Origin of the sequence: Pseudomonas sp. BSw22131 (assembly GCF_026810445.1) — a bacterium.
GTDB lineage: Bacteria > Pseudomonadota > Gammaproteobacteria > Pseudomonadales > Pseudomonadaceae > Aquipseudomonas > Aquipseudomonas huanghezhanensis.
The window spans coordinates 627,038-639,573 of the sequence record NZ_CP113949.1 but is presented as its reverse complement, the minus strand read 5'-3'; the positions used below and the strand labels follow the sequence as shown (position 1 = coordinate 639,573).

Annotated in this window: 7 protein-coding genes and 1 pseudogene; 4 read left to right on the top strand and 4 right to left on the bottom strand. The window is 58.3% G+C overall.

Going from position 1 to position 12,536, the window contains the following annotated elements; genetic code table 11:
* Window positions 1–268: 268 nt before the first annotated feature.
* Entirely contained in the window at window positions 269–727 is a 459-nt protein-coding gene (locus OYW20_RS02865) for a GNAT family N-acetyltransferase (protein WP_268799229.1), read from the top strand.
* An 18-nt stretch (window positions 728–745) separates the two neighbouring features.
* Here the strand turns inward: OYW20_RS02865 and OYW20_RS02860 are convergent, their stop codons facing one another.
* The 3 genes and pseudogenes from OYW20_RS02860 to OYW20_RS02850 all read right to left on the bottom strand — a co-directional run bounded on the left by OYW20_RS02860 (window position 746) and on the right by OYW20_RS02850 (window position 3,767).
* A complete protein-coding gene (locus OYW20_RS02860; protein ID WP_268799228.1) occupies window positions 746–1,042 on the bottom strand; it encodes a winged helix-turn-helix domain-containing protein in 297 nt (98 codons plus the stop codon).
* Between the two features lie 30 nt (window positions 1,043–1,072).
* Complete coding sequence (locus OYW20_RS02855; protein ID WP_268801024.1) at window positions 1,073–1,576, bottom strand: M48 metallopeptidase family protein; 504 nt, start codon at window positions 1,574–1,576, stop codon at window positions 1,073–1,075.
* Window positions 1,577–1,629: 53 nt separating this feature from the next.
* Window positions 1,630–3,767 (bottom strand): annotated as a pseudogene (locus tag OYW20_RS02850) (putative bifunctional diguanylate cyclase/phosphodiesterase).
* Window positions 3,768–4,082: 315 nt separating this feature from the next.
* Between OYW20_RS02850 and OYW20_RS02845 the strand changes: the two are divergent.
* Entirely contained in the window at window positions 4,083–4,754 is a 672-nt protein-coding gene (locus OYW20_RS02845; protein WP_268799227.1) for a polysaccharide lyase family 7 protein, read from the top strand.
* Between the two features lie 67 nt (window positions 4,755–4,821).
* Here the strand turns inward: OYW20_RS02845 and putP are convergent, their stop codons facing one another.
* Window positions 4,822–6,306, bottom strand: coding sequence for a sodium/proline symporter PutP (gene putP, locus OYW20_RS02840; RefSeq protein WP_268799226.1), 1,485 nt, complete (start codon window positions 6,304–6,306; stop codon window positions 4,822–4,824).
* 341 nt (window positions 6,307–6,647) lie between these two features.
* On the opposite strand from putP, the gene putA reads away from it, so the two are divergent.
* Window positions 6,648–10,601 carry a trifunctional transcriptional regulator/proline dehydrogenase/L-glutamate gamma-semialdehyde dehydrogenase gene (putA, locus tag OYW20_RS02835; RefSeq protein ID WP_268799225.1) on the top strand — a complete coding sequence of 1,318 codons (3,954 nt, stop codon included), beginning with the start codon at window positions 6,648–6,650 and terminating at the stop codon, window positions 10,599–10,601.
* A gap of 128 nt (window positions 10,602–10,729) precedes the next feature.
* Entirely contained in the window at window positions 10,730–12,532 is a 1,803-nt protein-coding gene (locus tag OYW20_RS02830; protein WP_268799224.1) for an acyl-CoA dehydrogenase, read from the top strand.
* Window positions 12,533–12,536: the final 4 nt, after the last annotated feature.

Genomic DNA, 12,536 nt, shown 5'->3' with positions numbered 1-12,536 from the left:
CTGGTTCGAGCGTAGAGCGATCCCGGTTTCGCAGAGCGGTCAGCGTAGGGTTCTGTCGACATGCGCAGATATCAAGCCACTTTCATTGAAGACCCATTCCGCCCTTTGCACAATCGATAAGAATCCAATGTTTTGTGGAGCCGTTCACTAAAATGAGCGCCCCTGATTTCCGCTCGCGAGCCAATGCTGGGCGTCTCGAATACCCGCTTGGGCTCAACGGCATTAAGCGTTTAGTATCCGGCATGGATTTCTATTACGAGCCCGCGTCATGTCAATCAACTGGATTTGCAAACACCATACCGAACTCAATAAAGAGCAGCTCTACGCCATTCTGCAATTGCGTGCGCAGGTATTCGTGGTGGAGCAGAAGTGCTGGTATCTGGATGTGGATGGTCAGGATTTGCAGGGCGACACTTGCCATTTGATGGCCTGGCAAAACGATCAGCTGGTCGCCTATTTACGTCTGCTCGATCCGATCCAGCAAAACGGCGATGTCACCATTGGCCGCGTTGTGACTGCGCCATCAATGCGCAACAAAGGCATGGGGCACGAGTTGATGGTGCAGGCAATGGATCACGCCGAGCGCAAATGGCCCGATCAACCGATGTATCTCTCGGCTCAGGCACATTTGCAGGGCTATTACAGCCGTTACGGCTTTAACGCGGTGGGGGATATCTACGTCGAAGACGGCATCGAACACATTGGCATGCGCCGTGATCTGGATTGACTCGGCGGGCCTGCGGGCTCAGGGATAGCCCAGGACAGTCTTGATCTGCGCAAGATTAGCGGCTATCCAATGCTTGTCTATCGCGCCCCAATCACGAATCTGATAACAGCCGGCATGGTTACGCGCGCCATCGAGTTGTTCGAACTCACAGACAATATCCAGATCCCCGAGCGCGGCGATGGTGTCCTGTGCGGTACGGCGCGGCATACCGGTGACATCCGTCAGGGCTGGCACACTGCTCGCAAGTTGACTGTCGATCAAATACGCCACGTACAGTCGGCGGTAAAAACTGCTTTTGGTCTTGCTGACGTCCATCGTCACGATCCTTGTCTGTCAGTTTTTTCGTTATTTGCCCGATGCCTGCATATCCCGCCACGTCAGATAGACGCGCAGATCAAACTCAAGCTGGTGATAACCAGGCTGCATGTGCTCGCAGAGGTTGTAGAACGCTTTATTGTGATCCGATTCCTTGAAATGGGCCAGCTCGTGCACGACGATCATCTTCAAAAACTCGGGCGCCGCGTCCTTGAACAACGAGGCGACTCGAATCTCTTTCTTGGCCTTGAGCTTGCCGCCCTGAATGCGTGAAATCGTCGTATGCAGGCCGAGCGCCCGATGAGTGAGATCCAGACGGTTATCAAACAGCACTTTGTCGATAGGTGGCGCGTTGCGAAGAAACTCCTGCTTGAGAGACAACGCGTACGCGTAAAGAGCCTTGTCGCTTTGCACTTCATGACGGCCCGGATAGCGCTGCTCCAGGTAATCGCCCAGCTTGTCCTGCGCAATCATCTGCCGCACTTGCTCTTGCAGGCCAGGCGGGTAGGCCTGCAAGTATTTCAGGGGGATCAGGGTGGGTGAGCTCATGTGGGTATCAGATAACCGAAAACACCGAGTTTACAGGGTTAGGTACGGCTGATCAGCAGCGGATCCACGGGCATGACCACCGCATCGACAAAGCGCAGCGCATCGTCCGGCGTCATCGGGTGGCCGAGCAGAAAGCCCTGAATCACCTGACACCCGTTGTCGACCAGCCAGCAATACTGCTCGATGGTTTCCACGCCTTCGGCGATCACCTCGATATCCAGCTGACGACACAACTCGATAATACTGCGGGCGACGGCCATTTCGCGGGTTGAACCCAGCAGCCCGGCGATAAAATGGCGATCAAGTTTGAGGGTGTCCAGATCCAGATTACGCAGGTGAGTAAGCGAACACTCGCCGGAGCCAAAATCGTCCAGCGACACCCGCACGCCAATGTCGTGCAGGCTCTGCAACTGTTTGCGACTGTGAGCAAGATTGTGAACCAGCGACGGCTCGGTGATTTCGATCTCAAGCTGACGCGGATGCAACCCATGATTATGAATCGCACGCTGCAGTTCAGCCGCCAGGTTAGGCATGCTGAACTGCGCGGGGCTGATGCTGATGCTCACCACCAGCGTGTCCCCAAACGCCTCGCTCCAGCGCTGACGCTGGGCGGCGCTCTGGTCGAAAATCCAGCCGCCCAGCTTGTTGATCAGGCGGGTTTCTTCGAGCAACGGGATGAACACGCCTGGCGGCACATCGCCGGCAGCCGGATGCTGCCAGCGCAGCAGCGCCTCGAAGCCGCGGATACTGCCATCAACGCGAACCTGAGGCTGATAGACCATCGTGAAGTCTTTGCCATCGATGGCCGTACGCACGCTCTCTTCAAGCATCAGCCGTGAGCGTGCGCGCCCGTTCATGTCCTGGTCGTAAAAACGATACTGCTGACGGCCTGCGCGCTTGGCCTCGTACATCGCGATGTCTGCCGCACGCAGCAGCGCATCGAGGTTCAGCCCGCAATCAGGGTGAACGGCTATCCCGATGCTCGCACCCAAGGTGGCCTCCATGCCCTCTATCTGCCGACGCACCGAAATCCGTTCAATCAACTTTTCAGCCACTTTGGCTGCGTGTTCGGGATAATCGAGACCGTCGATCACTACCACAAACTCATCGCCGCCCATGCGCGCAAGCACATCGTAAGGGCGAAGGCTGTCTTTCAACTGTTCGGCGACCCATAGCAACACCTGATCCCCGGCATCGTGGCCGAGGGAGTCGTTGACGTGCTTGAAGCCGTCGAGGTCCAGGTACAACACCACGAGGTACTTGCCGGGGTGCTCTTTTCGCAGGAGCATGCCTTCGACCGCCTGATAAAAACCACGGCGATTGAGCAGCCCGGTCAGTGCGTCCGTGACGGCCTGCTTTTCGAGCTGTCGATACAGATCACGCACCACCGACATGTCGAGGATGCTCAGCACCATGGCTTTCTGCTCGCCGGGTAATGGCGCGCAGGAAAGCGCAACAGGCACTTGGCGCCCCTCTGCCGAGCGCATGATCGCGTCGTGAACCCGGTACGTATCTGACCGACGATAGTGATGATAAAACCCGGAGTCAGTCCATTCAGCGAAGCTTGGCTCTTGCAGGTAACCGATCAACTGAGTTCCGCGCAACTCGCCATCCGTCATCCCAGCAGACGACAGACTGCCGGGTTGGCGAAACTGATCAAGCCGCCCTCATCGACCACCAGAATGCCTTCCGCAACATTGGCCAGCACCGAGGCGTTGAACGCGCGGGCGGCTTCAAGCTCACGTCCGAGTTTCTGCAACGCACGGCGGTTGGCCTGATGCTCAAGGAGCGCCTGCACTTTAGGCTTCAGAACATGGGGGTCGAACGGCTTGAAAAGGTAATCCACCGCACCATTGGCATAACCCTTGTGGACGGCGTCCCGGGAATGCTCGTTGGCAGTGAGGAAAATGATAGGAGTGAGGCGGGTCCGCTGGCTGCCGCGCATCAAGCGCGCCACTTCGAATCCATCCATGCCGGGCATTTGCACGTCGAGCAGGACCAGATCTATCTCGACGTCAAGGAGCAGGCCTAGCGCTTCCATTCCCGAACTGGCCGTTACGATTTCCCAGTCCTGGCGCTGCAGTACTGCGCGCATGGTGACCAGGTTTTCTGGATAGTCATCGACGACCAACAAAACAGACTTGCCAGCCACTGGCTGTGATTGCACGCGTTCCATGCTGCTACTCATTCGTTACTGATGCCCGGGAACGGGCTCCACCCATGATCCGAATGGCTTTCACTCTAGTCCTCTCTGGAGAAAAGAGAAGGCAGGTATCGTTAGGCCATCAAGAAATATCTAACGGCCCGACTAACGGTCAGTAGCCTACAGACGCCGGTCAGACAGTTCGCGAGGTAGAGCGTTGGCTGTGTGACTGCATTCACCGGACGGAATTCCATTAACAAAGTCGTTCATGAATCGTATAAGAAACGCCCCTCAAACCCTTGCGCCAGACGCGATTGCTGGCAATGAGACATATCGGACGCATAAAACATGATTGATTTAGGATCCTGGAATTTGAGTATTCCCGTGGGCTCGCCCCCCGCGACAGTCGAAACAAAGCAACTTCTGAAAGGCTACGACGGCAAGTATTTCAAATCCGGATCGTCTTCGATTGTCTTCTGGTCGCCGGTGACGGGCAGCAAAACCGCTAACGCCATTTACCCCCGAAGCGAGCTTCGGGAAACCTGGTCCAACGGTGAACTGCACAACTGGTTCTACCCGGATGCCGACAACTACCTGAACGCCAAGCTTCAGGTCAATCAGGTGCCCTCTTCAGGGAAAGTCGTGATTGGGCAGATCCACGCCTACGAGAGTACTCAACCGCTGCTCAAAGTGGAGTATCAGTACAAGAACGCTACCGGGTCCGGGAACATCGTCGCCAAGGTGCGTTTCCATCCCAACGACAAAAAAAGCCGCGTCTTCACCGTCGCCGAAGATATACCGCTCAACGAGACTTTCAACTACATCATCCGCCTGAGCCCTGGCGGCATGTTGAATGTGACTGCGCACAACATGAACTGGCATGAGCGGATCAGCGAAACCTGGCAGGTCAAGCCGCTGTACTTCAAAGCTGGCGTCTACACCCAGGACAACACCGGCTACACCAGCGAAGGCGGCAAAGCGACGTTCTTCAATCTGGACATCGACCACAATAAGACATGACACAAGAAGGCCCGCACCTCTTGCGAGGGCGGGCCTTCTTGATTTGCAGCCTGGGCGACGCCAAGGGTTAAGCCGCTTTGTACTCTTTCTCTGCGGCTTCGAACCTCGCATGCATATCAGCCGAAGGGCGCTTGCCCATCACGCTGAACACTACGATGGCGATGCTGGCGAAGATAAAGCCAGGGATGATTTCGTAAAGCCCCATGACCTCGAAATGCTTCCACACCACCACGGTGATGGCACCCACCAGAATGCCCGCCAGGGCGCCGTTGCGAGTCATGCCTTTCCAGAGCACTGAAATCAGAACCACCGGACCGAAAGCTGCACCGAAACCCGCCCAGGCGTAACTTACGAGGCCCAACACACGATTTTCCGGGTTGGCGGCGAGCGCAATTGCGATCAACGCCACCAGCAAGACCATCGCACGACCGACCCACACCAGCTCGCGCTGAGAGGCGCCCTTGCGCAGGAAAGCCTTGTAGAAGTCTTCGGTCAGCGCACTGGAGCAGACCAGCAACTGGCAACTCAGGGTACTCATCACGGCTGCCAGAATGGCCGACAGCAACACGCCCGCAATCCAGGGGTTGAACAGGATTTTCGCCAGCTCAATGAACACTCGTTCGTGGTTCTCAGTCACCGGCGCTGCCAGCTCCGGGTGCGCCGAAAAGTAGGCAATCCCGAAAAAGCCAACGGCGACTGTCCCGCCAAGGCAGAGGATCATCCAGGCCATGGAAATGCGCCGTGCCTTGGCAATGGACCTTACCGAGTCGGCGGCCATGAAACGCGCCAGAATGTGCGGCTGACCAAAGTATCCCAAGCCCCAGCCCAGCAGGGACACAATGCCAATGAAGCTAGTGTTCTTGAGCATGTCGAAGTTGGATGGGTCGTTGGCCTCAATGGCCAGGAAGGTTGTGTCGATGCCGCCGGTTGCCAGCAGCACAATGATGGGCGTAAGGATCAGCGCGAAGATCATCAGCGTGGCCTGTACGGTATCGGTCCAGCTGACTGCCAGAAAACCACCAATGAATGTGTAGGCAATGGTCGCTGCAGCACCGGCCCACAAGGCTGTTTCATAGGACATGCCGAAGGTGCTTTCGAACAGTCGCGCGCCGGCGACAATCCCGGACGCACAATAAATGGTGAAGAACACCAGAATAACGATGGCCGATATGACCCGAAGCAAGCCGCTGGTGTCTTCAAAGCGGCTGGAGAAATAGTCCGGCAATGTCAGAGCGTCGCCATTGTGCTCGGTCTGCACTCGCAACCGACCCGCAACGAACAGCCAGTTCAGATAGGCGCCGACGATCAACCCGATGGCGATCCAGCTTTCCGACAGACCCGAGAGATAAATCGCGCCGGGCAAGCCCATCAACAGCCAGCCGCTCATGTCCGAAGCGCCTGCCGACAGTGCGGTGACGACGCTGCCAAGGCTGCGGCCGCCAAGAATGTAATCCGAGAGATTGTTTGTAGAGCGATAGGCCATAAGTCCGATCAGGACCATCGCCGCGATATAGATCACAAAGGTGATCAATGTGGGGTTACTGACACTCATTGCTTACGCCTTTGGCTTGTTGTTATGGGATGCCCGATTCTGTGCAGACCGAGGCCGCGCATCCTAGTCAACTACCCAAAGCAGGTGCAACCTTTCGCTCAAAATTAGTTGCACCTCATGCTTTTTAAAATGTAACCAGCCATAAGCAATGCGCTGTTTTAGGGCGCCGACGGCCGCATGCTGGGTAATTGGCACCCCTAACGTGCAAGGCATTTGGCCAACCTGCAACAAGGCTGAAATATCCTGAAAAACCGGTTGCACCCGGTTGCACCCGACTGTGAGCAAGGCTAATCTCTGCGACAGCTGAAGCCACAGAACCGTGGCTGAAAAGAGGACAAGACATGGCGACCACCACTCTGGGTGTCAAACTCGACGACCCGACCCGCGAGCGATTGAAGGCAGCTGCGCACTCCATCGACCGCACTCCGCACTGGCTCATCAAACAGGCAATTTTCAATTACCTGGAAAAGCTCGAGAGTGGCGCAACCCTGACTGAACTCAATGGCCTGAGCAGCAAGGATTCCGACGAACAAGGCGACATACCTTCAGAGACTGCGCATCAAGCCTTTCTGGAGTTCGCCGAAAGCATCCTGCCTCAATCGGTTCTACGCGCCGCCATTACCTCGGCCTACCGCCGCCCGGAACCCGAAGTCGTTCCGATGCTGCTGGAGCAGGCGCGCCTCCCTGTACCGATGGCGGAAGCCACCCACAAGCTCGCCTGCATGATTGCCGAAAAACTGCGCAACCAGAAAAGCGCTGGCGGCCGCGCAGGCATTGTCCAGGGTCTGCTGCAGGAGTTTTCCCTGTCCTCTCAGGAAGGCGTTGCGCTGATGTGCCTGGCCGAGGCCTTGCTGCGCATTCCCGACAAGGGCACCCGCGACGCGTTGATTCGCGACAAGATCAGCACCGGCAACTGGCACCCTCACCTGGGCAATAGCCCATCGCTGTTCGTCAATGCCGCGACGTGGGGGCTGTTGCTGACAGGCAAGCTGGTCAGCACTCACAACGAAGCCGGCCTGACGTCATCCCTGAGCCGTATCATCGGCAAAAGCGGCGAGCCGATGATTCGCAAAGGCGTCGACATGGCCATGCGCCTGATGGGCGAGCAGTTCGTCACAGGCGAAACCATCGGTGAGGCGCTGGCCAATGCCAGCCGCTTCGAAGCCAAGGGCTTCCGTTATTCCTACGACATGCTGGGTGAAGCGGCGCTGACCGAACACGACGCACAGAAATACCTGGCCTCGTACGAGCAGGCCATTCACTCCATCGGCAAGGCTTCCCACGGGCGCGGCATCTACGAAGGCCCCGGCATCTCGATCAAACTGTCCGCCCTGCACCCGCGCTACAGCCGCGCCCAGTACGAACGCGTGATGGAAGAGCTGTACCCGCGCTTGCTGTCTCTGACCCTGCTCGCCAAGCAATACGACATCGGCCTGAACATCGACGCCGAAGAAGCCGACCGCCTCGAACTGTCCCTCGATCTGCTTGAGCGTCTTTGCTTCGAGCCGCAGCTAACCGGCTGGAACGGCATCGGCTTCGTGATCCAGGCCTACCAGAAGCGCTGTCCGTACGTCATCGACTACGTGATCGATCTGGCCCGTCGCAGCCGTCACCGCCTGATGATTCGTCTGGTGAAAGGCGCCTACTGGGACAGCGAGATCAAGCGCGCCCAGGTGGAAGGCCTTGAGGGCTATCCGGTGTACACCCGCAAGGTCTACACCGACGTTTCCTACATCGCTTGCGCACGCAAGTTGCTCTCGGTGCCAGAAGTCATTTACCCACAGTTCGCGACGCACAACGCCCACACCCTGGCGGCGATCTACCACATTGCCGGTCAGAACTATTACCCTGGCCAGTACGAGTTCCAGTGCCTGCACGGCATGGGCGAGCCGCTGTACGAGCAAGTCGTTGGCAAAGTGTCCGACGGCAAGCTGAACCGCCCTTGCCGCGTATACGCCCCGGTCGGCACCCATGAGACATTGCTGGCCTATCTGGTCCGCCGCCTGCTGGAAAACGGTGCCAACACTTCCTTCGTCAACCGGATTGCCGATCAGTCCATCTCGATTCAGGAACTGGTTGCCGACCCGGTGAACAGCATCGAGCGCATGGCGACGCAGGAAGGCGGCTTTGGCCTGGCGCACCCGCGCATCCCGCTGCCTCGCGATCTGTACGGCCCCGACCGGGCGAACTCCGCAGGCATCGACCTGGCCAACGAGCATCGTCTGGCCTCGCTTTCGTCCGCACTGCTGGCAACCGCTCACAACGACTGGAAAGCAGCACCCATGCTGGGCAGCCCGGTCAGCGCGGGAGCGTCGGTCCCGGTGCTTAACCCGGCCGACCTGCGTGACGTGGTCGGTCATGTTCAGGACGCCACACTGGAAGATGTCGACAGCGCGCTGCTCAGCGCCATGAGTGCCGGGCCGATCTGGCAGGCAACGCCACCTGTCGAACGCGCTGCAATTCTTGAGCGCGCGGCAGATTTGATGGAGGCTGAGATTCAGCCGCTGATGGGGCTGCTGGCCCGCGAAGCAGGCAAGACCTTCGCCAATGCCATCGCCGAAGTACGCGAGGCCGTGGATTTTCTGCGCTACTACGCCGTTCAGGCGCGCAACGATTTCACCAATGACGCACACCGCCCGCTCGGCCCAGTGGTCTGCATCAGCCCGTGGAACTTCCCGCTGGCGATTTTCAGCGGTCAGGTCGCAGCGGCGCTGGCCGCTGGCAATCCGGTACTGGCCAAGCCCGCAGAACAAACACCGCTCGTTGCCGCTCAAGCCGTGCGTCTGCTGCTGGAAGCCGGCATTCCGGAAGGCGTCGTGCAACTGCTGCCCGGCCCAGGCGAGACAGTCGGCGCCCGACTGGTCGGTGACGACCGGGTCAAAGGCGTCATGTTCACAGGTTCCACAGAGGTCGCCCGGCTGTTGCAACGCAACATAGCCGGCCGGCTGGATGCTCAAGGTCGTCCGATCCCGCTGATCGCTGAGACGGGCGGTCAGAACGCGATGATCGTTGACTCGTCAGCGCTCACCGAACAAGTTGTCATCGATGTCGTATCCTCGGCATTCGATAGCGCGGGCCAGCGCTGCTCAGCCTTGCGCGTGCTGTGCCTGCAGGAAGATTCGGCCGACCGCGTGATTGAAATGCTTAAAGGTGCAATGGCCGAAAGCCGTCTTGGCAACCCCGAGCGTCTGTCAGTCGATATTGGCCCGGTGATCGACGCCGAAGCGAAAGCCGGCATCGAGAAGCACATTCAAGGCATGCGAGACAAAGGCCGCTCGGTGTATCAGGTTGCCATTGCCGACAAGGATGAAATCAAGCGCGGCACGTACGTGATGCCCACCCTGATCGAGCTGGAAAGCTTCGACGAGCTGCAGCGCGAAATCTTCGGTCCGGTGCTGCACGTCGTGCGCTACAAGCGCAAGGAACTCGACCAGCTGATCGCCCAGATCAATGCCTCCGGCTATGGACTCACACTCGGCGTGCATACGCGCATCGATGAAACCATCGCCAAGGTCGTCGACAACGTCCACGCCGGCAATCTTTACATCAACCGCAACATTGTCGGTGCAGTGGTCGGTGTTCAGCCATTTGGGGGTGAAGGCCTGTCCGGCACCGGTCCCAAGGCTGGCGGCCCGCTGTACTTATATCGCCTGCTATCGACCCGACCCGTCGATGCCATCGAGAAATCGTTCCAGCGGGGCGATGCGCTAACGGCTCCCGACACGCGCCTGCGTGAGGCCATGAGCAAACCGCTGACGGCCTTGAAAACCTGGGCAGCAAGCAACCAACACCCCGAACTGGCCACTCTGTGCAGCCAGTTCGCCGAGCAGTCGCAAAGCGGCGTCTCGCGTTTACTCGTAGGCCCTACCGGGGAGCGCAACAGCTACAGCATCCTGCCGCGTGAGCACGTGCTGTGTCTGGCAGAAGACGAGACCGATTTGCTCGTCCAGCTAGCCGCAGTCATGGCCGTAGGCAGCACTGCGATCTGGCCAGAGAGCGAGCTGAGCAAGCCGTTGCGCAGCAAGCTGCCGAAGGAAGTTCAGGCCCGCATCAAGCTTGTAGCGCACTGGAGCAAAGAAGATCTGGTGATTGATGCGGTCCTGCATCATGGCGACTCGGATCAACTGCGCTCGGTCTGCGAACAGGTCGCCAAACGTGCGGGCGCGATTGTCGGTGTTCACGGTCTGTCGAAAGGCGAAACCAGCATTGCGCTGGAACGTCTGGTGATCGAACGGGCATTGAGCGTCAACACCGCGGCTGCCGGAGGCAACGCGAGTCTGATGACGATTGGCTGATGCGACAGAAGGGCAAAGGACATCTGATCCCAGCCCTTTCTAGCCCTCCATCACCCATATCAATCTTGCTGTTCACCCCTTCCCCTCGTCTCTAGACTCGGCGGCATTCCAACAAAAGGTATGCCGCCATGTCGGAGACACTGCTCAGCTCACGCAACCTGGCTTTCGAGCTGTATGAAGTGCTGGATGCCGAGGCACTCACGCAGCGCGAAAGGTTTGCCGAGCACAATCGCGAGACGTTCGATGCCGCCATCGGCACAGCCCGGACAATCGCCGAGAAGTACTTCGCTCCACACAACCGCAAAGCCGACGAAAACGAGCCGCGCTTTGAGAACGGTGAGGCCATCCTTATTCCTGAAGTGAAGCCGGCGGTGGATGCGTTTCTTCAAGCCGGCTTTCTCAACGCCGCACGTAGCTTCGAAGCGGGCGGTATGCAATTGCCCACTCTTTTATCCCAAGCCTGTTTTGCACATTTCCAAGCGGCTAATGCAAGCTCTACAGCGTACCCATTCCTGACGATGGGGGCGGCCAACCTGATCGAGAGCTTCGGCAGCGAAGAACAGAAGCAACGCTTCTTGCAGCCGATGATCGATGGCCGCTTCTTTGGCACCATGGCGTTGACCGAGCCGCACGCCGGTTCTTCCTTGTCGGACATTCGCACTCGGGCCGAGCCAGCGGCAGACGGCAGTTACCGATTGCGCGGCAACAAGATCTTTATCTCCGGCGGTGATCACTCCCTCTCGGAAAACATCGTGCACATGGTGCTTGCCAAGCTGCCGGATGCCCCGAGCGGCGTTAAGGGCATTTCACTGTTCATCGTGCCAAAGTTTTTGGTCAACGATGACGGCAGTCTGGGCAAACGTAATGATGTGGTGCTCGCCGGGCTGTTCCACAAGATGGGTTGGCGCGGCACGACCTCAACCGCGCTCAACTTTGGCGACAACGGCGAGTGCGTCGGTTATCTGGTCGGTAAACCGCATCACGGGTTGAGCTGCATGTTCCAGATGATGAACGAGGCGCGGATCGGTGTCGGCATGGGCGCTGTGATGCTGGGCTATGCCGGTTATCTGTACTCGCTGGAGTACGCCCGCGGGCGTCCGCAGGGTCGGCTGCCAGACAGTAAAAGCCCTGACAGCTTACCGGTGTCGATCATTCAGCATGCCGATGTGAAGCGCATGCTGCTGACCCAGAAATCCTACGTGGAAGGCGCCTTTGACTTGGGACTTTACGCAGCGCGGCTGTTCGATGACACGCAAACCGGTGACACCGACGAGACGCGCAAACAAGCTCTGGAGCTGCTTGACCTGCTAACGCCCATCGTTAAATCCTGGCCATCGGAGTTTTGCCTGAAGGCTAACGAGCTGGCTATACAGATCCTGGGCGGCCACGGCTACACCCGCGACTACCCTGTCGAGCAGTACTACCGCGATAACCGCCTGAACCCGATTCATGAAGGTACCCACGGCATTCAGTCTCTGGATTTACTGGGACGAAAGCTTGCCCAAAATGGCGGCGCCGGTCTCAAGCAATTGATTCGTCTGATCGCCGCCACCTGCGAGCGTGCACAAACCCATGAGTCACTGACAATCTTGCGTCAGCCGCTGGAACAGTTAGTGGCTCGCCTGCAAACGGTGACGATCGGCCTGCTGACCGACCTCGCTCAAGGCAAGGTCAACAGCTCGCTAGCCAACTCTGCGCTGTACCTGAAAGTCTTCGGCCATGCGGTCATCGGCTGGCGCTGGCTGGAACAGTCGATTCACGCAGAGCAGGGTTTGAGTAAAGGCAATGCTGCGGACGCCGATTTTTACAACGGCAAACTTCAAGCTGCCCGGTACTTCCTGACGTGGGAAGTACCGGGCTGCCATCACGAACTGGCGATACTGGAACGCCGCGACGATGTATGCGTTTCAATGGAAGATGGCTGGTTCTGACACT